Below are 25,027 nucleotides of genomic sequence, written 5' to 3' on the forward strand. Positions count from 1 at the left end.
TATGTGAAAATGATTAAGCGGACAATCCACTTAAGACGGCATAAATACGTTTAAGATCCACGTCAGTACCGCGCAGTTCAAAATCAGCTAATAATGGAAAGCAAAAAGCTTCACTATATTGTTTAGCAGTTAAACAATATTGGTAGTTAAAATTCTTGTTACCACTACCGATTACTCCTAAGCAACGTTTATAATTTTCACTGTATTCTAAGTACTCGCGCATTACCTCGGTTAAAATTTCCGTGTCGCCATTGTCTACACCGTTTCCACCTTCCAGATAGGTGGGTACAAAGGTAACAAAAGGATTTTCTTCGACTTCGAATGGAGAATTCTCAGAAATCTCCTGAATGTCAAAAACGGGAAGTGTGGTGTCTAGTTTATGTTGTTCTTGTGAAAAAGCTGCGATACGTTCTACAAACGACTTTGTATTACCAGAAATTGAGATATATAAAAGTTTCATTAACCATTCCTCCTAGAAAATTATTATAGCACGAATAAAGAAACTATCAGATCAAGCTGCAATAGAAAAAATCAAAAAAGAATGTAAACGGTTGCAAAAAATATCGAAATATGATATAAAATAAATGTAAGGGGAAGTAATCCCTCAGTTGTAATTTATTGCAGCATGGAATGAGTGAAGTTGACTCAGTTCAAATGAAATGCCAATGGCAGAAAGGAAGTAGGGATTTTTGTTCACTCCTTACCAAATGTATCGAGTCTAGCAAGTAGAGGAACGTAAAATATTTCCTCAATTTAATGGTTGTATTTAGTGAAATAAACTAAGTCAAAAAGAGTGCAAATATTCCAGAATGACTAAGGAATGAAAAGAAAAAGCACATCCATTAAACTTGTTAGACTTTCTTTTTTTTGTCTATTTTTAGGGAAGCTCTCAGTTGCTTCTCTTTTTTATTTGAATAGCAAAAGAGATCTCAATTTTGAGATCTCTTTTGCTTAATGATTGTAATAGCGAATACCACCCTTAAGCTTGTTAATGGCAAAGGATGTTTTATCATTGAAGTCATGTTCATCATCGCCTAACGGTAATTTGTCTTCAAACATTGCTTCATAAGCTTCAATTGATAATTGTGTCCGAGCGTTTAATAACGATTGGTTAGCTTCTGCTGTCAAACGTTCTTTGTACTCAGGCATTAATTCTAAAGAGAAAAATTCGCTGACGGCACCAGATCCGTAACTAAACATGCCGATGCGATCACCTGCATTTAAAGATTGGCTGTTGTCGAGCAGAGAAATTAATCCTAAATATAACGAGCCGGTATAAAGGTTGCCGACTTCTCGACTGTACACCACAGCTTCGTCATAGCGGGCTTCTAAGCGGGCCTGTTCCTCTTCAGGCATACTAGGAAAAACAGCTCTTAAGGCTTTACGTCCCATTTTAGTATAAGGCAAATGGAATGTAACGGCGGCATAATTTTCTGAAGTCGTTTGATTCGCTTTTAAGCTTTGTTCCCAAACACGTACAAACGAGTTAATGTAAATTTCATTTGATAAATGTCCATCAACTAATGGGTATTCGTGATTGGATGGACGCCAAAAGTCATAGACATCTTCCGAATAAAAGACACTATCATCGTTAATTGCAAGAATTTTTGGATCTGCAGATACCAACATGGCTACTGCACCGCATCCTTGGGTTGGCTCGCCACCTGTATTTAGACCATATTTTGCGATGTCAGCAGCGATTACGAGCGCTTTTCGTGTTGGATGAGCTGCGACATAATCCCTTGCCTGTTGTAAGGCGGCAGTTCCAGCATAACAGGCATGTTTTACTTCATAAGAACGGGCGAACGGTTGTATACCTAGTAGGCCGTGAATAATAACGGCAGCAGATTTTGAGAAATCGTTGCTTGATTCCGTCCCAACAATTACCAGATCAATGACTTGTTTGTCTTCCTCGGATACTATTTTTTCTGCAGCAGCAGCACCGAGAGTAACGATATCCTGTGTTTTTGGAATAACCGCCATTTTGTCTTGTCCTAACCCAATATGAAACTTATTTGGATCAGTGTTTCTTGCGACAGCTAAATCCGTCATGTCAAGATAATCATTTGGTACGTGAAAACTGATTTTATCAATCCCTATTTTCATGTTGCCCCTCCTTTTCTTCCCTTTGTAATATATCATAGAAATGCTAGAAGTTGGGCAGATTCATTCTTAAGAAAAGTTAAAAAATATGGAATTCTGATTCATAAATAGAGGTCTGACAATCTTTCAACTATTTTTAAGAAATACATCGCTGCCTTGAAAAGCTCACATGGATACGGTAAAGTCAGAGAAGCTAAAACTTTTGGCATAACAATTTTATATAGATAAAACTTTTTTTGGAGGTGCACCTTGAAAGAAATAGTGATTTTAAGCGCTGTTCGAACACCGATCGGAAAGTATAAAGGAAGCCTGTCAGCAACATCTGCTGTTGATTTAGGCGCTGCTGCGATCAAGGAAGCAATCAAACGCGCACGGGTTTCTGAAGCTGCTGTTGGTCAAGTCTTTTTAGGAAATGTATTGCAGGCAGGCAATGGTCAAAATGTCGCACGTCAATCGGCTGTTAAGGCGGGGGTTCCTTATGAAGTACCAGCAACCACGATTAATGAAGTTTGCGGTTCGGGAATCAAAGCAATTATTTTAGCAATGCAGCAAATTCAATTAGGGGAAGCAGAGGTTGTAGTTGCCGGTGGAACTGAAAACATGTCACAGGCACCGAAGCTAACCAAGTACGATTTCATCGATAATGATTGGCAAGAGCCTTTCTCCAGCATGATTTACGATGGTCTGACAGATGCCTTTAGTGGTCGACACATGGGGTTGACTGCAGAGAAGGTTTCAGAGGTGTATCAAGTTTCGCGCCAGGATCAGGATGATTTTGCTTATGCTTCTCAGCAGAAGGCAGGTAAAGCGCGTAGTAATGGGGACTTTGAAATGGAGATAGTTCCAGTTACTTTAGCTGATGGAACTGTATTTAGTATTGATGAAGGCATTAGGGAAGAGACAACTTTAGAAAAAATTGCCAGCTTGAAGGCAGCTTTTAAAGAAGATGGAGTTGTAACGGCGGGAAATGCTTCAACCTTGAACGACGGAGCGTCAGCACTGGTTTTGGCTTCAAAATCCTATGCCGAAATGAATAATTTACCTTATCTAGCCACAATTGAAGGCTACAGTGAAGTGGGAATTGACCCAAATATCATGGGAGTTGCTCCTGTTTCAGCGATTGAAAAATTACTAGAAAAGCAAAACATGACCCAAGAGGCTATTGATTTATTTGAAATTAATGAAGCCTTTGCGGCAGCTTCTGTAGCAGTTCAAAAGGAATTGCAGCTGTCGGAGGAGAAATTGAACATTCGAGGCGGCGGGATTGCCTTGGGACATCCAATTGGAGCCAGCGGTGCTCGTATCGTTACTACCCTGCTGCATGAATTAATTCAAGAGGATAAAGTGCGTGGGATTGCTAGTCTCTGCGTTGGCGGCGGCATCGGCTTGGCATTAATGATCCGTAAAAATGATGAGGCTGCAGCGCAAAAAAAAAAGTTTTATCAGCTGACTAGAGCGGAACGTTTAGCTCAGTTAGCTGCGGAAGAAAAAATAACAGCAGAAGAAGCTGCTCAGCTATCAGAAGATACTGTACTGCCGGAAAAAATTGCCAACAATCTAATTGAGAACCAAATCAGTGAGGTAGCAATTCCTCTGGGGTTAGCTCGCAATTTTGTTATTAACGGACAAGTAAAAGATATTCCAATGGCTACAGAAGAACCCTCAGTTATTGCTGCAGCCAGTAATGCGGCTAAAATTATTGGCGAATTTGGCGGGATTGAAGCGCATGTATTGGAACGGGCCATGGTAGGACAAATTGTGTTACAGGAGGTTAGCGATCCCCATTATTTTCAACAATGGTTGAGAGAGAAGGAAGCACGGATTTTTGAAGTAGCTCAACAGGTTTACCCTTCTATTTATCAAAGAGGCGGTGGTTTGAAGGACATTCAATTCCGTTCTTTTCCTGAACAGGGTTATGTTTCGATTGATTTAATTGTTGATGTTAAGGACGCTATGGGTGCGAATATACTAAATACCATACTTGAGGGTGTTGCTCAGGAGATTCGTAATGAAATTCCTGGAGTAAATGTACTATTTAGTATTTTAAGTAATTATGCAACCCATTCCTTAGTGGAAGCTGTCTGCCGACTGCCAATTGCTTCAATCGGACAGGAGATAGCTGAAAATCTCGCATCGGCAGCAACCTACGCGAAATTAGATCCTTATCGAGCAGCTACTCACAATAAAGGAATCATGAATGGGGTAGAAGCTGTTGTTTTAGCAACAGGTAATGATACCCGTGCTGTTTCGGCAGCAGTTCATGCCTATGCGGCGAGAACTGGCAGTTATCAAGGATTAACCGATTGGGCTATTGAAGACGATCAGTTGATTGGTCGTTTGGTTTTGCCAATGGCGATTGGAACTGTCGGTGGTGCAACCAAGGTATTACCTAAAGCACAGCTGAATCTTAAGTTATTAGGTGCCGATTCGGCGGTGACTTTATCTGAAATTATTGCGGCTGTAGGTTTGGCCCAAAATTTTGCAGCTTTGAAGGCATTGGTATCCGAAGGGATTCAAAAGGGACACATGGCTTTACAGAGTCGTTCTTTGGCAATAACTGCTGGAGCCCAGGAAAATGAAATTCCCCAGGTTGTCCAATTATTAAGACAAGCACCTCAAATGAATCTGGCAGCCGCTGAAAAAATTCTGACACAGCTACGTGCAACTTAAATCTAATAAAAAAGTTCTGAAGACTGCCTCGTTCATTTTGAGCAGCTTCAGAACTTTTTATTTTTTTAATTTGAAGTCTAAATATACCGGTTGGTGATCGGAATACTTGAATTCATTATCTTCTACTTGAACTTTTTCAACCGAAACATTATCAGAAACGATAAATCCATCAATCAGGGTTACTTTCGCAGTCTCCTTATCATAAGGTGCGTCTAGTTTACGTGAAGAAGGAATCTTAGCCTTTGCTAGACCATCGACAGGTATTTCAAAGCCTTTCGGCAAATCTTCTTTAGGAAAGGGTTGATTCCAGCTTTCACGCTTTTTACTAGTACCAAAAACCTCAGGACTATTGCCTAAGACATCGTGGTTAAAATCACCGCCTACAATGACATAGTTCCCTTTCTTGTAATGGTCCTCCATGTAATTGAAGAGTTTGCTTAGTTGAGCTTCTTGAACAGATTTGTCTTTTGTATAAGCTGACAGATGGACATTGATGGCGATCAAGTCGTTGCTGCCTTCTACCGGGATTTTGGTGGTGGTGAAGGCCCGATCTAAATCTAAAAACTTGTTATAGTTGGTTTCGATCGGTAAAGAATAACGCTCGGCATCAGTCATTTCGGCTTTACTCATGGTAATTAAGCCTGATTTAGCTTTACCGATGGGCTGATTAAATGGATAAAACAGGTAAGGTGAATCGTAATTTTGACCGTAAAGACTGTTGTAACCTAATAAATAGTTTCTAAGCCAATTCACTTCATTCACATGATGAGAACGATCACCGTCCTCATCAACTTCTTGATAAAAAGCTAATGAAGGATCGATTTTTTCAGTAGTTTCTACCACACCACGTAAATTCTTCTCAACACTTGCTTTACTATCGGCTCTAGACTTTTTGCCTCCGTCCATAAAGAAGCTGTAGCTGGATGGATAGGAACCATATCCGATGTTGTAAGTCATCGCACGATAAGAAATGTCAGCCTTCAAGTGGGCATCAGATTCCTGTTCGATAGTCAGCTTTTGTTTATCTGGTAAACGATCATAGGCTATATACAGATAACCAACATAAGCGCCTAAAACTAAAAGTATAAGGAACAAAAGTGCCAGCAGCACTTTACTAATTTTTTTTGCCATAAATTTCTCCTCCTTACTACTATCATAACAGAAATTGCTTTATTAGAAAAAGGGTGTCTATCTTTTGTTTCTATTCAAGTCATGATACAATAATAAAGCAACAATGTTATAAAAAAGGAGTTTTACTATGATAAGATTTGCCGAAAAACAAGATGGACCTGCTATTGCTGAATTAATCCTGGTTATTTTAAAGGACATGGAGCTGCCATTTGTCGAAGACTTCGGTGAAGCAGCAACGAAAGAAGCAATCATCACGGCCTACGACGATCCAACCTATCGCTTTGGTTATCAGCGAGGATTGGTAGCGGAGGTGGATGGAAAAATTGCAGGAGCTGCTTTTGGCTATCCGGCAAAGGACGAACCAATAATTGATCGACCATTAAAAAAATATCTTGTCTCTAAAGGATTGCCGGAGGACATTGAGATGTTTATTGATTCGGAAGCCTTCCCCAATGAATGGTACTTAGATTCAATTGCGGTGGATGAAGCTTTTCGTGGACAAGGAATTGGTTCAAGCTTATTAGAGGCTGTGGATCTAATCGCCATTCGAGATGACGAAGAGATTGTCGGTTTAAGTGTAGATCGCTTGAATCCTGGTGCAAAGAAATTGTATCTGCGAGAAGGATTTGAAGAGGTGGGACAACATACCATCAGCGGTCATCTATACGATCATATGCAACGCAAAATAAAAACAGCTGTCCGTGAAAAGGTCAGCTGTTAATCGAGCAAAGAGCAGTTTTTGAAGCTGCTCTTTCTTTTGCATTAGATTTACTGCGGTTGTATAACCAGTAGTCCATAATGGCTGCCACACAAATAGCGACAGGCGCATTTTTAGGGTGGTTGATGTCTAATACATAATAATCACCAGTTAAGAAGCTGGCTTTATTCATGGTCATAATGCGACGGTTGAAATGATTGATTGCGTAATGATGGTTGTAAATATTCCCATAAACAGCCCAGTTCAACTGCTTGATGTAGTAAAAATCTCCTGGCCAATTGAAAATTTTATGTAAGGTACCAACCTTGGTAAAATTTTGGTAGATTTCAAATTTACGACCAAAAACCACGCTGGCTTGTTTAATATATGCAACCATCTGTCCGTTCATCGCATAGAGGGAAAGGACATTGCCCTTTCGCCCCCATTGACCAACCATCAAGTAGACTGCTTTGCCATCTATATCTTTGACGATGGTACGTGTCGCTGAACTTAGATGTTTTTCTTGAATAAGGTATTCCGTCATTTTTTTCACCACTTTTGGTAATTGTTCACTCAAGGACCTGTTCAATTGCTTTTGCGACACCGTTTTCTACATTTGTGTCAGTTACGAATTTGGCATAGGATTTAACTGCTGGTTCAGCATTGCCCATTGCAAAGCTGGTGCCGGCATATTTTAACATACTGATATCATTGAAGTTATCACCAATCGACATTACTTCATCAGCAGTGATCCCTTTTGATTCAGCGTATTGAGCAAGTGCGATGCCTTTTTGGGCATTTTCATGATTAATCTCAATATTGCTGGCTTCAGAGGCCGCAATTGCAAGCTCACCTAATGTGCTCAATTTCTCTGTCATTGCTTGCAGCTTAATCGGACCATTTTTGTCAAAGGCAATAACCTTCAAGATTTCCTCGTTATTGTCAATCACCGTTTGACGCATGTCTTTAACGTACGTAATCGGTAAAATGGTTAAACGCTCAGCGGTAGCTGCAATCGCCATTTTTGGTGAAAGCTCTGGCGCCATTTCTGCTAAATGACTAGAAAAGAAATCAATCCGATAAACTTTATTTTCGGAATATACGTGCTTAGCTGTAAAAATTTCAAAATAGATTCCAGCTTCTTCAAGCATATCCATGATTTGAAAAGCTTTTTCGCGAGGAATCGGTACCGAAAATAAAACGTCTCGATTGGCGTCCAGCACTAAGGCGCCATTTAATAGAATCATAGGAACATGGATGTTGGCTTCGTCTAATGAAGCAAGTGCGTGACCAATCCCGCGTCCAGTAGCAGCAATAAATTCTACTCCGGCTTTTTGGGCTTTGGAGATGGCTTTGACGTTTTCTTCAGGTACCTCCATGTGGTTATTCAATAAAGTACCATCCATATCAGAAGCAATCAATTTGATCAAAATTATTCACCTGACTTTCTTATCATACGTAGTTAGTGTAACATATTCCAAGAGAGGATAACCATCTGAATTAATATCTTTAACAGAATTTTGTAGGAAGAAGGGAATCGTATGAAAAAAATCATTCACAATTCTTGGCAGGACGTATTGGAGGAAGAATTTCAGAAACCTTATTATTTGGAATTACGCGAATTTTTAAAAGAAGAATATCGTTCACAAAAGATTCACCCAGATATGTTTCACATTTTTGAGGCCTTGGAATTAACTCCTTATGAATCAGTCAAGGTTGTCATTTTGGGTCAGGATCCTTATCATGGTATCAATCAGGCACATGGACTGTCGTTCTCAGTGCAACCTGGAGTAGCTATTCCGCCTTCTTTACGTAATATTTATAAAGAGATGCAAAGTGATTTAGGAATTCCACCCGTTAATCATGGAAATTTGGTCAGCTGGGCTAAACAAGGAGTCCTGCTGTTGAATACCGTTTTAACTGTTAGAGAAGGACAAGCCTATTCTCATCGAGGAAAGGGCTGGGAGCAGCTGACAGATGCCGTCATTAAAAAACTGAATGAACGTGAAGAACCGATTGTATTTATTTTGTGGGGGAAACCGGCTCAGGAAAAAAGTGCAATGATTGATACTAGCCGACATGCCATTATCAAGTCGGTACATCCATCACCATTATCTGCCAGTCGGGGATTTTTAGGTTCTAAGCCTTTTTCTCAAACCAATGAATTACTGATCGGTTGGGGTGAAGAACCAATCAACTGGCAGCTTCCTGAAACAGTGTAGTATGACAACGGTTGCTGTTACAGATACAAATAGAGTAAAACAGCTTTTTCTTAGTGTTTCCTAAGTTTTTTTGGTAATACAGCAAAATTTTTCTGTATTTTTTTTGAAAAGTAGTGTATCATGTGAAAGTAAATAATATGTGGAGGGTTTTATAAGTGGAACTATTTGATAGCTTAAAATTTAAGATTGTTCGTCGTCAGATTAAAATTGTTTTTCCTGAGGCTACAGATGCCCGTATCTTAGGCGCAGCAGCTCGTTTGAAAGCAGAAGAGTTGTTGGAACCGGTATTAGTTGGTAATCGTGATGAAATTGCAAAAGCAGCAATGGCTCGTGGATTGCAAGCAGATAATTTTGAAGTGATTGATCCTGCATCTTTTGATCGCTGGGATGAAATGGTTGAGGCTTTCGTCGAACGTCGTAAAGGAAAAGTATCAAAAGAAGATGCTGAAAAAATCCTTAAAGATGAAAATTACTTTGGCACAATGCTAACGTATATGGGTATTACTGAAGGAATGGTTTCTGGTGCGATTCACTCAACCGGAGATACTGTCCGTCCGGCTTTGCAAATCATTAAAACTCGTCCAGGTGTTAGCCGTACCAGCGGAGCAATGATTATGCTGCGTGGTAGGGACCAAGAAAAATATTTGTTCTCAGATTGTGCCATTAACGTAAATCCTAATGCACAAGAATTAGCTGAAATTGCTGTAGAATCTGCTAGAACAGCTGAACTATTTGATATCGAACCAAAAGTTGCTATGATGAGCTTCTCTACTAAGGGTTCGGCTAAAGCTCCAGAAGTAGATAAAGTGGTTGAAGCAACTAAGATTGCGCAAGAATTGGCACCAGACTTTGTTATTGATGGTGAGTTGCAATTTGATGCTTCATACGTATCAAGTGTTGCTCAATTAAAGGCACCGGATTCAAATGTTGCTGGTCAGGCTACTGTATTCGTCTTTCCAGAATTACAATCTGGAAATATTGGCTACAAAATTGCGCAGCGCTTAGGAAACTTTGAGGCAATTGGTCCAATCCTGCAGGGCTTAAACAAACCAGTTTCTGACCTTTCTCGTGGAGCAAATGAAGAAGATGTTTATAAGCTGTCAATCATTACCGCGGCTCAAACATTAATGAAATAGGATAAATTTACCGGCTGCTAAAGTGTCATTTGGCAGCCTTTTTTGATGCAGTTTACTGATTTAAGAAATGTTTGCCTAAGTCTGTTGGTGTCTGTTAAGCAGTGATAGTGAAGCTGCGTTGACTAGTATATCTTGGTTTATTATTCAGGTAAAAGGCATCTAAAATATTGTGAGAATACTTAGGAAGCATAATTTGGAACTAGTAGTTAATTAAACATACAATATATGATAATCACCGGAAAAAGTATTTTTCGGTGATTTTTGTATTTGAATGAAAGGGCACCTTTCAAATGAGAGGTGTTGAAAAATGCAAAGATTGAGATCACTTTGATCGATATAAGATTCTTATTTAAGCAACTGAAAAATTGAAAAGTTGTGCATAAATAAATTAGGTGCTGGTTTTAGGGAAATTTCCCGCGATGATGACACTTATACCAAGAAAAATAGTCCTTTCCCAGAAAGGCAGCAAACTATTGTTTCAGATACTTTTTGATCCTATACTACAACTTGTAAACGATCACAAAAAAGAAAGTTGCTTAAATAATAATAGGCAAATTTCAAGAAAAGGGAGATACATAATATGGGATTAGTATTAGCAAGAATCGATCAACGATTAATTCATGGAATCGTCGTAACACAATGGGCAGGAGCAACGAAAGCCAAACGTTTAATGGTAGTGGATGATGAAGTCAGCAAAGATGAAGTTCAAAAAGCAGCTATGCGGATGAGTAAGCCAGCGGGAACAGGAATGTCAATTATTGATGTTGACACAGCAATTACTAATTTCAACAATGGCAAATACGATAGTCACAATGTTTTTATGATTGTGCGTGAACCAGAAACACTTATTCGCTTAGTTGAAGGCGGTGTCAAAATACCAAAGGTTAACATTGGCATCATGTTTGATGGTGAAGGCAAAGAAACAGTTAAAAAAATGGTTTCAGTTGATCAAAAAGAAATAGACGACTTGAAAAAGCTGGAAGCAATGGGCATTCCTGTAACCTTTCACTTTGTCCCAGGCGATCAAGAAGAAAGTTTAGCAACATACATTAAATAGTAAGGTGGCAATCTCATGGAAATTATTCAAGGAATATTAATCATTGCACTATCCGTTTGGATGGTTTGGGATCAGCAGGGTTTAGTTGTAACAACCTGGTTTCCGATTATGGTCGCACTTTTTGCTGGAATTATTATGGGAGACATGACAACAGCAATGGTCATTGGCGGAACCTTCCAGCTGATGGCGTTAGGAGTAGCTAACATCGGTGGTTCTTCCGTACCGAACTGGGGATTGGCTGCTTTAGTTGGTATCTATGTGGCCATTCGTACAACTAATAACATTGAAGAAGCCAAAGCGGTTGCTTTAGCAGTCGGTGTGCCAGTTGGAATGTTGGGAATTCAGCTAGATGTATTGGCAAAAATTTTGAACACTTATGTAACCCATGCTGCTCAAAATGCAGCAAATAAGATGAATTTCAAAAAGATGAATCGTATTTTATGGATCGGACCAGCCATTTTTGGTTTGTCCACAGCAATACCAACGGCTTTGTGCGTGATTTTCGGTGATCGGATTGTTAATTTGATTTTGAATTTTGTACCGAAATGGTTTACTGATGGATTATCCATCGCTGGAAGTATGTTGCCGGTAGTCGGGATTGCTTTATTACTGCAAGTAATGCCAGTTAAAAAATATTTGACTATGCTTTTAATCGGTTTTGTCTTGGCGGCCTATCTCAATTTGCCAATACTAGGTGTTTCAATTGTTGGCTTTGCCTTAGCTTATTACTTCTTTACGACTGAAATGAAAAAGAGCACACCAGAAGCACCAACAGAAACAGGCATTGTGGATGAAGGAGATGACTTTGATGAATAATCCCGAAACGAAATTGACCAAAAAAGATATTAATCAAGCGGCGTTCCGTTATATGTTTATGGCCTGTAATATTTTCAACTATGAAAATCAGCAGGGACCAGCAGTAGTATATGGACTAGAAAAAGCGTTGCGTAAGATACATCCCAACGATGAGGATTATCTAGCTTCTTTAAATAATCAATTCAAATATTTCAATACGACAACTTGGATGGCAAATCTATTGTTAGGTGCCAGCTTAGCAATGGAAGAAAAGGACGGAGTAAATTCTTTAGAAGCGGTACAAAACTTCAAGACCGGTATGATGGGACCCTTAGCTGGGGTAGGTGATACATTGGTCTGGGTGCTGTATCCGACCATTATGGGATCGATTGCTGCGTATATGGGACTTGAAGGAAATCCTACAGGAGCCATTATCTGGCTAGTACTGAATATTTTCTTTCTATTTTTCCGATTCAAATTATTTTCAATTGGTTATACGTCAGGAATTAAGCTAGTAACGGTTTTAGGTGCAAAAATTTCTGTTTTTACTGAGGCAGCTTCTATCATGGGTTTGACGGTAGTTGGGGCGTTGATTCCTTCTGTTGTTAAGATCAATGTTGGCTTAGTATTTCAATCTGGAAAGGTTAAATTACCTATCCAAACGCAAATTTTAGACAGTATCATGCCGGCACTGCTTCCAGCATTACTGACATTAGCCGTTTACAAGTTAATTGCAGCTAAAAAAATGAGTGTTATCCAAATTATTTTCGGTGTAATTCTCTTAGCGTTAGTCCTGTCGTTCTTTGGTGTGTTGACCGTTTAATAAAAAGAACTGGATAGTGCCTATATTCAGTCTGATAAAAAAGGAGCAGCTTATGCGAAAAATTATTTTAGCCAGCCATCACAATTTAGCGATTGGCATGAAAGATACCTTAGAATATATCATACCAACTGTTGGGGACATTACAGCCATTGCCGCATACACCACCAATATGCCTGTGAACGAAGAAATTGAGGCAGCTTTAGCAGATATAACGGAAAAAGATGAAGCAATTATTTTCACAGATTTATTAGGTGGTTCAGTTAATCAAAACTTTACTAAATATTTGACCTATCCCAATGTTCATTTAATTGCCGGGATGAATCTACCTGTAATCATGTCGTGCTTGCTGCCATTAGGCGATGCGGCTATTGAACCTGAACAACTGCGACTGGCTATTCAGGAAGGACAGCAGCAGATTGTATATGTGAATGACTATTTAGCTCAACAAACCCTTGATGAGGAGGATGAATAATGACAGCCGAATGGTGGAAAAATAGTGTCGTTTACCAAGTGTATCCTCAAAGCTTTAAGGATAGCAACAATGATGGCATTGGCGATTTTCAAGGGATCATTGAAAAATTACCTTATCTAGCTAAACTAGGTATCGATGTTATTTGGCTGAATCCCATTTTTGATTCACCGTTAATAGATAATGGCTATGATATTGCTGACTATGAGAAAATTTTGCCTCAATATGGGACCATGGAAGATTTTCAAGCATTATTGACAAAAGCTCATCAATTAAATATTCGGATTATTTTAGACTTAGTTGTCAATCATACAAGCGATCTGCATAAATGGTTTACAGCTTCTAAAAAGGATCGAGAAAATCCATATGCTGATTACTATATTTGGAAGGATCCAAAGCCGGATGGATCTGCGCCAAACAACTGGGGATCAACCTTTGGCGGCCCTGCTTGGGAATATGTTGAAAGTCGCAATCAATATTATTTGCATTGTTTCGCAAAGGAACAACCCGATTTGAATTGGGAGAATGAGGCTCTTCGTCAAGAAATCTACCAAATGATGCGTAAATGGTTTGATTTGGGAATTGATGGTTTTCGGATGGATGTCATCAGCTTAATTAGTAAAGATCCTAACTACCCTGAAGCACCGGATACCTTGGCTTACACGAAATCTTATTATGCCGGAGCTTCAAATGGTCCTCGTGTTCATGAATTTCTTCAAGAAATGAACCAGGAAGTTCTTCGTCATTACGATGTGATGACAGTGGGGGAAACACCTAATACCAACAGCACTCAAGCTCAGCTGTATACTTTTCCTGAGCGAAAAGAATTAAATATGCTTTTTCACTTTGATCATATGCACCTAGATTATGGTAAATATGGCAAATTCTCAGATATTCGATTTAAGCTTAGTGATTTGCGCAACACATTAACCGAATGGCAGAATAAATTGGCCCGGGGGTGGAATTCTCTCTATTGGAGCAATCATGATCAGCCTCGTGCAGTAACTCGATTCGGTGATGATGGAGAGTACCGTGAAGTCTCTGCCAAAATGCTGGCAACTCTCTTGCATATGATGAAGGGTACACCGTTTATTTTTCAAGGGGAAGAATTGGGGATGAAGAATGTACCTTTCACAGATATTACGGACTATCAAGATATTGAAACGAAGTATTTTTATCATGAAATGACTGAAGCGGGAGAAAAACCAGAAGATATAAAAAGAGCCGTGTATTTAAAATCTCGTGATAATGCTCGTACACCCATGCCTTGGAACGGTGAGGATAATAGCGGCTTTTCCGAGGCAAAGCCATGGATTGCTTACTCACCAGATAATCGTTGGATTAATGTAGAGGCTGCACTAGCAGATCCTGATTCAACTTTTTATTATTACCAAAAATTGATTGCGTTGCGGAAAGACTATCCGATTATTCAACTAGGAGAGTACCATTTGATCAATGAAGAGGATTCAGCTGTTTATAGCTATCTGCGAACGTATCAAGATGAGACGTTATTAGTTATTTGTTCCTTCAGTAAGGATAAGGTAAATGTCAGTGTGCCACAAGATTTATTAAAAAAAGAAGCAAGTTTACTGTTAAGTAATTATACAGAGACCGCTGCCAAGCCGATTGCTACAATGCCATTGCGACCGTATGAAGCAATCGTTTATCACTTACACTAATTCTTAGAAGCCTGCGAGGATCTACTTGATTTCTCGCAGGTTTTTTCCTAGTATAAGGAAGAGAGGAGCCTGTGTACTGATGAATTTTGACCAGCATATTAAAGTGAATTACGAGTCTTTATCTGAAAATGAACAGGAAATGATTTATTATATTCGCAACCATCGACAGGAGGTGATCAAGCTTTCGATTATCGAGTTGGGTGATAAGCTATTGTCTTCTAAGAGCTCTGTTCTGCGATTAGCCAAAAAATTAGGCTTCCGAGGCTTTTCTGACATGAAATATGCCATTGAACAGTCTCTTTCAGAAAAAGCCATTGCGCCAACCGATTTAGTTGCTGCTTTGAAGAAAGAGGTTGAGCAGACATTTCAATATGCTGAACAAACCAATTTTCAACCACTGTTGGATAAAATTAAACAAGCAAACCAACTGCATCTCTATGCTACAGGTTTTACTCAAAATAATTACACTAAAGATTTTGCCAACGATCTATTTTTATCTAATCGACCCAACTTTTTAATTTCCGGTGAAACTAATTTCGAAATGATTAGTCACACGTTAACTAAAGAAGATTTGGTGATTGTGACATCGCTAAGTGGGGAAACACCAGCGATTAAGGATACCATTCGAAATTTGGAATTAAACAAAGTTCCAATTTGCAGCATCACTTCGTTTGGTAAAAGCTTTCTTAGTGAGGCAGCTGATTTTCAGCTATATTATGAAACCTCGGACTTACCAAGTCCAGTAGTTGGTGGTGGCAATTCGATGGTGGGTTTAAATATCATTTTGACTATTTTAGCTCGTAAATATCGGGAATTTGTTCTTTTCGATGAGTAAGACAGCAAATTCGATCTGAAGTAAGGAGAATGGATTCTCACCGTTTCTCTTTTTACTTTCCTGCCGTAAATCGGTATACTGTCTGGTAGAGATCATTGGAAAAAGGAGCTACGCAGAGTGATTATTTTAAAGGATACACAAGCAACTGAACGCTTAGGCATCATAATTGGTGAAGTTGCTGAGCCGGGGGATAATTTAATTTTAACGGGGGATCTTGGCGCAGGGAAGACCACCTTAACTAAAGGGATTGCTAAAGGATTGGCCATTGTCCAAATGATTAAGAGCCCTACCTATACGATTATTCGTGAATATCAACAGGGGAAAATTCCGTTATACCATATGGACGTTTATCGTATTGATAGTGGTGCTGATGACTTAGGCTTAGATGAATATTTTGAAGGTGAGGGTCTTTCAGTCATTGAGTGGGGCCGCCAGTTGGGAGACTATCAGCCAGAAGACTTTTTGGAGCTGCTGTTACATAAAGATATTGAGAATGATCAAAGACGAAAAGCAGAACTGATAGCACATGGTGAACAGGGAAGTGCATTAAAAGAACGGATTCAGGAAGTGTGGGAGCAAGAAAATGAGTGAAGCCTTGGATGTTGTGATTCGGGAAGCAATTCCTGATGATGCAGAAGCTTTGCTGCAGCTGAGTCAGCAGGTAGCTCAAGAAACCGAATACCTAGTAATGGATGAAACCGGGATGGCTTTGACACCAGAAATGCTGGCGGTGCATTTGGAAAGCTTATATGAAAGCCCCAATAATTTGCTGTTGGTAGTTTTTGTGGATGATCAGCTGGTGGGTAATGCTTCAGTGAAGGCTTCGGCTGAATACCGGGTAGCTCACATCGGTGAAATTGGGATTAGTATTTTGAAGGAATTTTGGGGACTTGGATTGGGTTCATTGCTGATGGAAGAAATTCTTTATTGGGCGCAAGAGAGCCAAGTCATTAGAAGGCTCGAGTTAACGGTTCAGACCCAAAATGCACGAGCGGTTCAATTGTATCAGAAATTCGGCTTTCAACAGGAAGCAACGATGATTCGCGGTGCTCGTAGTAACCATGGAGAATTTCTGGATGTTTATTTAATGAGCTTGTTGATTGACTAGACTTAAAAATAAAAAACCGAACAAGAAGCAAATTTGCTAGTTGTTCGGTTTTTTCGTATGTCATATATTATAAAGCTTTGACTAATTTTTTCAGGGGATCAGTACCAAAGTGTTCTTCTTGGTAAAGGAGAATTTTTGCACAGGCACGACTGTCTTCTAAAGCGTCATGATGGTTTTCCAAAGGAATCGATAATTCGCTGCAGACCGTATTCAAGCGATGGTTGTGCATCTCAGGGAACAGCTTACGACTTGTTTGTACGGTACACAAAGATAAATAATTTGGCTGAGGAATTTGATAATAATCCAAGCAGCCTGCTAAGACCTTGGTGTCAAAGCCGGCATTGTGAGCGACAATTAATCGATTTTCTTGATAGTATTTCTGAATTTCGTCCCAGACCGCTGGAAACTTAGGTGCCTCAGCTACGTCTTCGGGATGAATGCCGTGGATTTGAATGTTTTTCCAGAAAAAATCCGTTTCCGGTTGAATCAACGAATAATATTCTCCGATAATCTGACTATTTTTTACCATAACCAATGCCAACGAACAGGCACTATGAGTTTGGTAGTTAGCAGTCTCAAAATCCATTGCGATAAAGTTCATCAAAAAAACCTCCCACTCAGTTGTACCACAAAAGGCAGCAATTGAGTAGCAGGCGTGCATTTTTTCAAAAAAATCTTAAAGGCTGATATCTAATTCTACGGGACAGTGGTCACTGCCAGTAATTTCAGTCCAAATTTTGGCATCGGTTAACTTTTCTTTCAAATCATCAGAAACAACAAAATAGTCAATCCGCCACCCGGCATTATTCTTGCGAGCATTAAAACGATAGCTCCACCAAGAATAGACACCAGTTAATTCTGGATAGAAGTATCGGAAAGTATCAATATAGCCATTTTCTAGCAGATTTGTAAACTTTTCTCGTTCTTGTGGTGTGAAGCCGGCATTTTTTTGATTCGTTTTCCAATTTTTCAAGTCGATATTTTGATGGGCAACGTTTAGATCACCACAGAAAATGACTGCTTTTTTAGTTTTTAGTTCATTTAAATAAGCTAGGAAGCTTTCTTCCCACTCCATCCGGTAATCCAATCGTTTCAATTCGTTTTGGGAATTAGGAGTATAGCAGGTGATAACATAATAATCCGCATACTCTAATGTAATCAGTCGTCCTTCATTATCGTGGACCTCTTGATTCATACCATAAGTGACCGCTATCGGTTCGTGTTTAGTAAAAATGGCTGTGCCAGAATAACCCTTTTTCTCAGCATAATTCCAGTATTGATAATACCCAGGCAGATCCATTTCAATTTGCCCTTCCTGCAGCTTAGTTTCCTGCAAACAGAAAAAATCAGCATCTAATTCGTTGAATACATCCATAAAGTTCTTTTTCATTACGGCCCGCAGTCCGTTAACATTCCATGAGATCAGTTTCAAGATGATTCCTCCCTTTCCCTTATTCTAACGAAAAAGCCGATGGGAAACAATTATAAAAGAAGCAATGGTTGTGAATCCTCTTTCCAATGGTAAAATAAAGATGCACGAAAAATCGACGAGGAGGCAGTGATATGAGAATCGGTATAATTGGTTTAGGAGACATTGCTCAGAAAGCCTATCTTCCTACTTATGCCAAGCTGAGTGATCAGGCAACGTTCATCTTTTCCACAAGGCGGGAAGAGGTGCGGAAAAAAGTTTCACAAAAATATCGCTTTCAAGAAACAGTGCCTAATGTAGATGAATTGCTCGCTAAAAAACTTGATGCATGCTTTATTCATGCGGCTACCAGTGCCCATTACGCATTAGCAAAGCGATGTTTAGAAGAAAATGTAGCCGTTTTTATTGATAAACCAGTCAGTGAAAACTACGAAGAAGTGAAACATTTGATGGCGTTAGCCGAGGAAAAAAAGCTGCTTTTTATGGTGGGCTTTAATCGACGATTTGCGCCGATGGTGGAACAGTTACATGGTTTGGCAGATAAACGAACGATTCGACTAGAAAAAAATGAGGTAGAACATCCTTTAGATATAGGTTATGGCATTTACGATTTGTTTATTCATTTAGTAGATACAGGTGTTTATTTACTAAACGGAAATGTAGGTGAAATTCATACCAAAATTTACGAAGAAGCTGGTAAGATGACCTATGCTCGAATGTTGTTGACTAATGCCACAACAGAAGCTTATTTAACCATGGATCTAAAAAGTGGTGCTAAAGCAGAGCAATATCAAGTAACCAGTCCAGACAAAACCTTAGTGCTGGATCAATTAAGCGAGTTAACTATTCGAGAAGATACGACAGAATCGACGCAACGTTTTGGTGACTGGACGTCTGCTCTAGAGAAACGCGGCTTTGAGCAAATGGTACTGGCATTCTTATCAGCATTAAAAGGGGATAAGTCTGTCGACCTGAAACAGGAACATGTATTGTTAAGTCATCGCTTGTGCCAAGAGATGATTAATCGACATATCCGTCATCAACTATAATGGGCTGGTAAGATTGTTATCTGCATGCTAAAATAACAAGGATGTCACAAGAAAGGAACAAATGATGTGGATAGAAAAAAATTAGTAGAGGCAATGCCTGCAATGACCATTTTACTAAATAAACCTTTGATGGATTATACGTATACTAAAACTGGTGGGCCAGCTGATGTGTTAGCATTTCCGAAAAATAAAAAAGAGATTAAACAATTAGTTGATTATTGCCGTGAAAATCGAATCCCTTGGTTGGTTTTAGGAAACGCCAGCAATCTAATTGTGAAGGATGGCGGAATTCGAGGAGTAGTCATGATGCTTACTGACATGACAAAGGTTGCTGTGGAAGGAGATACAATCACTGCTGAAGCAGGAGCTAAGCTGATTGATACCACCTATGTTGCCCTAGAGCATTCGTTAACAGGCTTTGAATTTGCTTGCGGAATTCCTGGCAGTATTGGTGGAGCAGTCTTTATGAATGCAGGCGCTTATGATGGACAGCTGCAGGATGTTTTCGAATCAGTCGATGTGTTGCTGGCAGATGGAACTTTTGAAACTTGGAAATCAGAGCAGATGGACTTTAGCTACCGTCATTCAGCGATCCAAGACCAACCCGCTATCGTTTTAAATGCTCGGTTTAAGCTGACTCATGGAGATTATGATAGTATCCAAAAACGTATGACTGAATTGACAGAGCTTCGTCAATTAAAACAACCGCTGGAATATCCGTCTTGTGGGAGTGTATTTAAGCGCCCAGCAGGTCATTTTACCGGTAAGCTGATTCAAGATGCCGGTTTGCAAGGATTAAAATGGGGCGGGGCTCAAATTTCAATGAAGCATGCCGGGTTTATTGTAAATGTTGATCAGGCGACGGCAACGGATTATATTGAATTGATTGCTCATATTCAGCAAGTGATTAAAGAAAAGTTCGAAGTAACATTAGAAACTGAAGTTCGAATTATTGGAGAAGATCCTCAATAAGAAGGGCGTTAAAAGAGGGTAGAGCCTGGCTCTACCCTCTTATTTAGGTTGTTTCATTAGTTTTAAAAGAACCGCACAAACAGCTGCTGTAGCAATTCCGGCCACAATTGCTTCGACGAGTCCGCTGCCAAAAATAATTCCTAAAATGACACCATAAACAGCATCTGCTGCGACTTGAGCAACGTTTGCATAGCTGTCTTTGAAAAAGAAGAAAATCAGGTTCATTACCAAGATGGTGTTGGTCATGGACCCCATTAGGCCAGCGACGAACAAACTCACCGGTTGTGCTTTTGTTTTCATTAAACGATTAATTCCAATGTAAACGAAATAGGGAACAATGCCGATTAATATACGTGGAACGATGGCTACAATTACAGCCCGCCAGTCTCCCTGACCTGTTAGCGGATTCGCAATAAAAGGTGAGAAAACAAAGGACATTGGAGTAATAACGATAGTTGAACGAGCTAGACTAAGAATTCCAAAAATCCCGCCTAATCCAGCACCAATTTTTGGACCCAAAATAATTGACGCAATAATGACTGGAATATGCATAGTAGTGGCATTGATCGGCCCGATTGGTATAAAACCTAACGGGGTGATCGCCAAAATAATCATAATCGCTAAAAACATAGCGGTTAAAGTAAAACTTTTAATATTTATATTTTTCACCGTGCTACTCCTTCAACAAATTCATCACTCGATCAACGATTTCTGAAACATTGGCTAACGCACCACGGCCATAATCGCCGCAGGCCAGCAATGCTTCCCGGGGTTGGATTTCTTCATAACCGACTTCTTGCAAAGTGGTTAAGTTTCTTTGAACGATCGGATTTTGATACATATAGGTATTCATTGCTGGAGCAATAATTTTTTTAGTTTCTGGCAGTAATGCTAAAGCTACGGTAGATAATAAATCATCCGCAAGGCCATTTGCCAGTTTGCCAATGATGTTGGCTGAAGCAGGAGCGACTAAAAATAAGTCAGCCCGCTTCGCTAACTCAATATGGTTAATTTTAGCTGGGTCAGGTTCAGCCATGACGTCCGTGTGAACCAAACGGTGAGAAAGAGACTGGATAGTCAATGGCGTGATAAATTCTTGACTGCTTTGGGTCATAACTACATCTACTTGGTAGCCAAGTTTTGTCAGTTGATTGGTCAGATCGGCTGCTTTGTAGGCTGAAATACTGCCGCTGACTCCTAAAAGAATAGTTTTCATTACGCGTTCTTCCTTTCTAAAACTGCTTCCTTAATCAATTGAGCGATATCCGACTTGGTATGAGCTTCTTTTACTTTATGCTGCTGATTGATTAGATAACCATGATGGGTCTCACCACTAATTTCCGCTAAGTCGTTCGCTAAAATGAAATCAGCTTGATTCTTCTCTAGGCTCTTTTTCGCAACATCCAGCAAGTGAATCATAGGGACATCGACTAACAGCTTGAAGCCAACTAGAATCGTTTCTGGCTGCAGCTCTTTAATTTGCTGGATGACCTTAGGGTTCTTTTTCAGAACGATCACTAAATGATCGGTGTCGGAAGAAATCTTTTTCTCTGTGCGCTCTTGATCTTTAGCCTTTAAAGAGGCGGCTAAATCAGCAGGATGAGTGGCAATGGTTTGCTGCAAATCTTCCATCGTAACGGAACTTTCTGGCGTAAAATCACTCACAGCCATACTATGAATCACTGCAGTATAGCAGTTGACAGTCATTAATTCATTCAATTTATCCGCGAGCTCACTGGTGGATTCAACTAAGTGGAGAGCTACTCGTTGATCGTCGGGCTTAACTGCCTGTTTTGTTGTAATATAGTCAATTGTTGCATTCTCAGACAAAAAAGCTTCAGCAATAGTTTTTCCTAGGCGACCACTGGAATGGTTCGTTATCGCACGCACATCATCAATTTTCTCTGTAGTGCCGCCAGCTGTAATTAGAATTCTCATGATTTTAACTCCCCGGGACGGACTAAAGTGCGGCCAATGTGTTTACCAGTTAAAATGGATTTGGCAGTTTCTGGAACTTGCTCTAAAGATATTTCTTGGACTTTAATGCTATCAGGTACTCGCCATTCATTCGACATTTTCTGCCAAATCGCTGCCCTTTTTTTCATGGGTGTTTCGACTGAATCAATTCCTAATAGATTGACTCCTCGTAAGATAAACGGCAGCACAGTCATCGTTAGCTTCAGTCCACCTGCATTTCCGCAAAGCGCCATACTGCCGCCATAATTAACAAAAGGAATTAATTTGCCTAATTGTTCGCCACCAACCGTATCCACTACATAATCAATTACCTGTTTATTCAAAGGTTTATTGTTTTCTGGGAAGAATTCATCTGGGGTTATTACAGTCGTAGCTCCCAGCTGAGTCAAGTAATCCTTTTGATCCGTTTTTCTAGATAGAGCAACAATTTCCTGACAACCGATTGTTTGTAAAAATTGCAGGGCAAAGCCGCCCACACCACCTGTTGCACCAGTTACCAGTACTCGGCTCTTTTTAGTTAAACCTTGCTGTACCAGTGAATCAATTGCAAGGGCAGCAGTGAATCCAGCAGTTCCATAGGTCATGGCTTGCTTTGTAGTGAGTCCTTGTGGCAGCTTCACGACCCAATCTGCAGGAACAACTTGCACTTCACTCAACCCACCATTTTGACTAACGCCAATGCCATAGCTGGTTGCTAAAACTTCATCACCCACAGTGAAACGGTCATCGTTGGTAGCAGCAATAGTACCTGCCATATCGATTCCAGGTGTTAAAGGATAGCTTCTCAATACTCCAGTATTAGGTTGTGTAGCAAGAGCATCTTTGTAATTGATACCTGAGTAGCTGACAGCAATCAATACTTCACCAGGCTGCAACTCAGGGGCTTCAAAATTCTCAATTTCAGTCGTAATGGTTTCCTCTTTTATTACCCGTAACCGCCGATAAATGGTCATGTAATTACTCCTTTACTAAGAAAAGTTTGTTACTTCCATCTTAGCGGAAACCACGGAAAAAGCAACTTTCTATGTTCTTTTTTCAACAAATTATTCAGGTTAGAGAATTCTAAGAAAACCTTTGCTCTGTCTTGCTTTTTATCAAAAAGTTCGTATACTATAGTGGTGCTATTAAACAAGAAGTTTACTTTTACCAAACAAGGGGGCGAGGCTTAATGGAAATAGGCGAGAAGCTGAAGAATTTACGGATTCAAAAGAATTTAACGCAAGAAGAGCTGGGGGAACGGACAGATTTGTCCAAGGGATACATATCTCAGCTGGAGCGGAACCTAAGCTCGCCCTCAATGGAAACTTTTTTTGATATTTTAGCAGTTTTAGGAGTTACACCGGAACAATTTTTCAGTCAAAAAATCGGTGAACAAAAGATTCTTTATAAAGAAGAAGACACCACTTCATACAGTGACGAAACCAACGGGTATCACATTAAGTGGCTGATCCCGGAGTCTAATGAGAAAGAAATGGAACCGATCTTGCTGACTTTGGAGAAGGCCGGTCAATACAAGCAATTCTCTCCGTCCTTATCAGAAACCTTTATTTATATTTTAGAAGGAACGATAGGGCTGCAGTTTGGCGACGACTATTTTGTCGCCCATGCCGGTGAAAGTATTTATTATGAGGCCAGCAAACCGCATCGGTTGCAAAACCATGGCAACAAACCAACTAAAGTATTAATCGTAGCGACAGAGTCGTATTTATAAATTAACTAATAAAAGGCGAAGAGCAGAAGTTTTTTCAGGAAGCCCTTCGTTGATGAAAAGGAGCGAGTCATGGCAAACATAATTATTTCTTTTAACGATATCGTAAAAGAATACGATGATGAAACAGTATTGAAAAATGTTAGTTTTGATATAGAAGAGGGACGCTTTTATACCTTATTAGGTCCTTCTGGTTGCGGAAAAACCACTATTTTGCGCATCATTGCTGGGTTTACCGATGCAACTGCAGGAGACATTTATTTAGAAGGTAAACGAATGAACGATGTGCCAGCCAACAAACGTCAGGTGAATACTGTATTTCAGGATTATGCGTTGTTTCCTCATATGAACGTTTTTGACAATGTTGCCTTTGGTCTGAAGATCAAGAAGCTGCCAAAAAGTGAAATTGAAAAGAAAGTCAAAGACGCCTTACGAGTAGTTCAACTGCCGGGATATGAAAACCGCGAAATTACAGAAATGTCTGGGGGCCAGCGTCAACGGGTGGCGATTGCACGCGCGATTGTCAATGAGCCGAAAATCCTTTTATTGGATGAGCCGTTGTCCGCTTTGGATTTGAAGTTGCGAACGGATATGCAATATGAATTGCGTGAGTTACAAAAACGATTGGGTATTACCTTTATATTTGTTACGCATGACCAAGAAGAGGCCTTAGCAATGAGCGATGAAATCTTTGTGATGAACAAAGGGGAAATTGTTCAAAGCGGTACCCCAGTGGATATTTATGATGAGCCGATTAATCACTTTGTAGCTGATTTTGTGGGAGAAAGTAATATTGTTTCAGGTGAAATGATTGAGGACAACTTGGTAAAATTCGTTGGCAAAGAATTTGAATGTGTTGATAGCGGTATGCGTCCTAATGAGCCAGTGGAAGTGGTTTTACGTCCTGAAGATTTAAACATCACTTCACCAGAAAAAGGGAAGCTGGTAGTAACAGTCAATACTCAACTCTTCCGTGGCGTTCACTACGAAATTGTCGGTATTGACCAAGATGGCAATGAATGGACGGTACACTCTACCCGTAAAGCCAAAGAGGGTACTAAAGTCGGCCTAGCTTTCGAACCAGAAGATATTCATGTTATGCGTTTTAATGAAACGGAAGAAGAATTTGATGCTCGTTTAGAAAGCTATGAAGAGTAGGGGGGACTA

The 25,027-nt window shown here is 39.8% G+C and carries 27 protein-coding genes; 16 read left to right on the plus strand and 11 right to left on the minus strand.

The features are described 5' to 3' along the window. Positions 1–13: 13 nt before the first annotated feature. Positions 14–460 (minus strand): class Ib ribonucleoside-diphosphate reductase assembly flavoprotein NrdI, encoded by a 447-nt coding sequence (nrdI, locus tag IGI46_RS10040; protein ID WP_429973380.1) that lies wholly within the window; start codon positions 458–460, stop codon positions 14–16. Positions 461–951: 491 nt separating this feature from the next. Continuing rightward, on the minus strand, positions 952–2,106 hold the full coding sequence (locus IGI46_RS10045; protein WP_429963135.1) for a hydroxymethylglutaryl-CoA synthase: 1,155 nt from the start codon (positions 2,104–2,106) through the stop codon (positions 952–954). Between the two features lie 246 nt (positions 2,107–2,352). Here IGI46_RS10045 and IGI46_RS10050 point away from each other — a divergent pair, with 246 nt between their 5' ends. Further along, the gene (locus tag IGI46_RS10050; RefSeq protein ID WP_429973381.1) at positions 2,353–4,773 is read left to right on the plus strand and encodes a hydroxymethylglutaryl-CoA reductase, degradative; all 2,421 of its coding nucleotides are present in this window, start codon (positions 2,353–2,355) and stop codon (positions 4,771–4,773) included. Between the two features lie 57 nt (positions 4,774–4,830). Here the strand turns inward: IGI46_RS10050 and IGI46_RS10055 are convergent, their stop codons facing one another. Continuing rightward, positions 4,831–5,904, minus strand: a complete 1,074-nt coding sequence (locus IGI46_RS10055) for an endonuclease/exonuclease/phosphatase family protein (RefSeq protein ID WP_429973382.1) — start codon at positions 5,902–5,904, stop codon at positions 4,831–4,833. A 127-nt stretch (positions 5,905–6,031) separates the two neighbouring features. Here IGI46_RS10055 and IGI46_RS10060 point away from each other — a divergent pair, with 127 nt between their 5' ends. After that, positions 6,032–6,625 (plus strand): N-acetyltransferase family protein, encoded by a 594-nt coding sequence (locus IGI46_RS10060; protein WP_429963138.1) that lies wholly within the window; start codon positions 6,032–6,034, stop codon positions 6,623–6,625. Here the strand turns inward: IGI46_RS10060 and IGI46_RS10065 are convergent. Together IGI46_RS10065 and IGI46_RS10070 are read right to left on the minus strand one after the other, a co-directional pair. Next, positions 6,615–7,145 carry an LURP-one-related/scramblase family protein gene (locus IGI46_RS10065; protein WP_207702211.1) on the minus strand — a complete coding sequence of 177 codons (531 nt, stop codon included), beginning with the start codon at positions 7,143–7,145 and terminating at the stop codon, positions 6,615–6,617. The genes IGI46_RS10060 and IGI46_RS10065 overlap by 11 nt on opposite strands. A 25-nt stretch (positions 7,146–7,170) precedes the next feature. Further along, the gene (locus IGI46_RS10070; RefSeq protein WP_429963139.1) at positions 7,171–8,031 is read right to left on the minus strand and encodes a Cof-type HAD-IIB family hydrolase; all 861 of its coding nucleotides are present in this window, start codon (positions 8,029–8,031) and stop codon (positions 7,171–7,173) included. Between the two features lie 111 nt (positions 8,032–8,142). Between IGI46_RS10070 and IGI46_RS10075 the strand changes: the two genes are divergently transcribed. From IGI46_RS10075 to IGI46_RS10120, 10 genes are all read left to right on the plus strand, one after another. Continuing rightward, a complete protein-coding gene (locus IGI46_RS10075; protein ID WP_429963140.1) occupies positions 8,143–8,823 on the plus strand; it encodes a uracil-DNA glycosylase in 681 nt (226 codons plus the stop codon). Between the two features lie 155 nt (positions 8,824–8,978). Continuing rightward, positions 8,979–9,959 carry a phosphate acetyltransferase gene (pta, locus tag IGI46_RS10080; RefSeq protein WP_207702214.1) on the plus strand — a complete coding sequence of 327 codons (981 nt, stop codon included), beginning with the start codon at positions 8,979–8,981 and terminating at the stop codon, positions 9,957–9,959. Between the two features lie 580 nt (positions 9,960–10,539). Further along, positions 10,540–11,016, plus strand: a complete 477-nt coding sequence (locus tag IGI46_RS10085; protein ID WP_429963141.1) for a PTS system mannose/fructose/N-acetylgalactosamine-transporter subunit IIB — start codon at positions 10,540–10,542, stop codon at positions 11,014–11,016. Positions 11,017–11,031: 15 nt separating this feature from the next. Further along, positions 11,032–11,832: a PTS mannose/fructose/sorbose/N-acetylgalactosamine transporter subunit IIC gene (locus tag IGI46_RS10090; RefSeq protein WP_207702216.1), complete on the plus strand. Its 801-nt coding sequence runs from the start codon at positions 11,032–11,034 to the stop codon at positions 11,830–11,832. Then, the gene (locus IGI46_RS10095; RefSeq protein ID WP_207702217.1) at positions 11,825–12,634 is read left to right on the plus strand and encodes a PTS system mannose/fructose/sorbose family transporter subunit IID; all 810 of its coding nucleotides are present in this window, start codon (positions 11,825–11,827) and stop codon (positions 12,632–12,634) included. Before IGI46_RS10090 ends, IGI46_RS10095 begins: the two co-directional genes overlap by 8 nt. Positions 12,635–12,686: 52 nt before the next feature. Then, positions 12,687–13,106, plus strand: a complete 420-nt coding sequence (locus IGI46_RS10100; protein ID WP_429963142.1) for a PTS sugar transporter subunit IIA — start codon at positions 12,687–12,689, stop codon at positions 13,104–13,106. Then, positions 13,106–14,782 (plus strand): glycoside hydrolase family 13 protein, encoded by a 1,677-nt coding sequence (locus tag IGI46_RS10105; RefSeq protein WP_207702219.1) that lies wholly within the window; start codon positions 13,106–13,108, stop codon positions 14,780–14,782. Before IGI46_RS10100 ends, IGI46_RS10105 begins: the two co-directional genes overlap by 1 nt. Positions 14,783–14,861: 79 nt before the next feature. After that, positions 14,862–15,617: a MurR/RpiR family transcriptional regulator gene (locus IGI46_RS10110; RefSeq protein WP_207702220.1), complete on the plus strand. Its 756-nt coding sequence runs from the start codon at positions 14,862–14,864 to the stop codon at positions 15,615–15,617. Between the two features lie 117 nt (positions 15,618–15,734). Next, positions 15,735–16,208: a tRNA (adenosine(37)-N6)-threonylcarbamoyltransferase complex ATPase subunit type 1 TsaE gene (gene tsaE, locus IGI46_RS10115; RefSeq protein WP_207702221.1), complete on the plus strand. Its 474-nt coding sequence runs from the start codon at positions 15,735–15,737 to the stop codon at positions 16,206–16,208. Further along, positions 16,201–16,725: a GNAT family N-acetyltransferase gene (locus tag IGI46_RS10120; protein ID WP_207702222.1), complete on the plus strand. Its 525-nt coding sequence runs from the start codon at positions 16,201–16,203 to the stop codon at positions 16,723–16,725. Before tsaE ends, IGI46_RS10120 begins: the two co-directional genes overlap by 8 nt. Before the next feature lie 67 nt (positions 16,726–16,792). On the opposite strand, the gene IGI46_RS10125 is transcribed toward IGI46_RS10120, so the two are convergent. Beyond that, positions 16,793–17,326: a 3'-5' exonuclease gene (locus IGI46_RS10125; RefSeq protein WP_207702223.1), complete on the minus strand. Its 534-nt coding sequence runs from the start codon at positions 17,324–17,326 to the stop codon at positions 16,793–16,795. 75 nt (positions 17,327–17,401) lie between these two features. After that, positions 17,402–18,157, minus strand: a complete 756-nt coding sequence (locus IGI46_RS10130; protein WP_207702224.1) for an exodeoxyribonuclease III — start codon at positions 18,155–18,157, stop codon at positions 17,402–17,404. A 131-nt stretch (positions 18,158–18,288) separates the two neighbouring features. Between IGI46_RS10130 and IGI46_RS10135 the strand changes: the two genes are divergently transcribed. Beyond that, complete coding sequence (locus IGI46_RS10135; RefSeq protein WP_207702225.1) at positions 18,289–19,203, plus strand: Gfo/Idh/MocA family protein; 915 nt, start codon at positions 18,289–18,291, stop codon at positions 19,201–19,203. Positions 19,204–19,296: 93 nt separating this feature from the next. Then, a complete protein-coding gene (gene murB, locus IGI46_RS10140) occupies positions 19,297–20,175 on the plus strand; it encodes a UDP-N-acetylmuramate dehydrogenase (RefSeq protein WP_242704370.1) in 879 nt (292 codons plus the stop codon). A gap of 39 nt (positions 20,176–20,214) precedes the next feature. Here murB and IGI46_RS10145 read toward each other — a convergent pair whose 3' ends face one another. From IGI46_RS10145 to IGI46_RS10160, 4 genes are read right to left on the minus strand one after another with little or no spacing between them, the layout of a single operon-like run. Further along, positions 20,215–20,805 (minus strand): ECF transporter S component, encoded by a 591-nt coding sequence (locus IGI46_RS10145; RefSeq protein ID WP_242704371.1) that lies wholly within the window; start codon positions 20,803–20,805, stop codon positions 20,215–20,217. A gap of 43 nt (positions 20,806–20,848) precedes the next feature. Continuing rightward, positions 20,849–21,391, minus strand: a complete 543-nt coding sequence (gene coaC, locus IGI46_RS10150) for a phosphopantothenoylcysteine decarboxylase (RefSeq protein WP_207702228.1) — start codon at positions 21,389–21,391, stop codon at positions 20,849–20,851. Beyond that, a complete protein-coding gene (locus IGI46_RS10155; protein ID WP_429963143.1) occupies positions 21,391–22,113 on the minus strand; it encodes a phosphopantothenate--cysteine ligase in 723 nt (240 codons plus the stop codon). The genes coaC and IGI46_RS10155 overlap by 1 nt, the downstream gene beginning before the upstream one ends. Beyond that, positions 22,110–23,105 (minus strand): YhdH/YhfP family quinone oxidoreductase, encoded by a 996-nt coding sequence (locus IGI46_RS10160; RefSeq protein WP_207702230.1) that lies wholly within the window; start codon positions 23,103–23,105, stop codon positions 22,110–22,112. The genes IGI46_RS10155 and IGI46_RS10160 overlap by 4 nt, the downstream gene beginning before the upstream one ends. 215 nt (positions 23,106–23,320) lie before the next feature. On the opposite strand from IGI46_RS10160, the gene IGI46_RS10165 reads away from it, so the two are divergent. Both IGI46_RS10165 and IGI46_RS10170 read left to right on the plus strand, forming a co-directional pair. Then, positions 23,321–23,863, plus strand: coding sequence for a helix-turn-helix domain-containing protein (locus IGI46_RS10165; protein WP_207702231.1), 543 nt, complete (start codon positions 23,321–23,323; stop codon positions 23,861–23,863). A gap of 69 nt (positions 23,864–23,932) precedes the next feature. Further along, entirely contained in the window at positions 23,933–25,018 is a 1,086-nt protein-coding gene (locus IGI46_RS10170; protein ID WP_207702232.1) for an ABC transporter ATP-binding protein, read from the plus strand. Positions 25,019–25,027 lie beyond the last annotated feature (9 nt).

The sequence above is a fragment of the Enterococcus sp. AZ163 genome, assembly GCF_050498925.1.
GTDB lineage: Bacteria > Bacillota > Bacilli > Lactobacillales > Enterococcaceae > Enterococcus_A > Enterococcus_A ferrettii.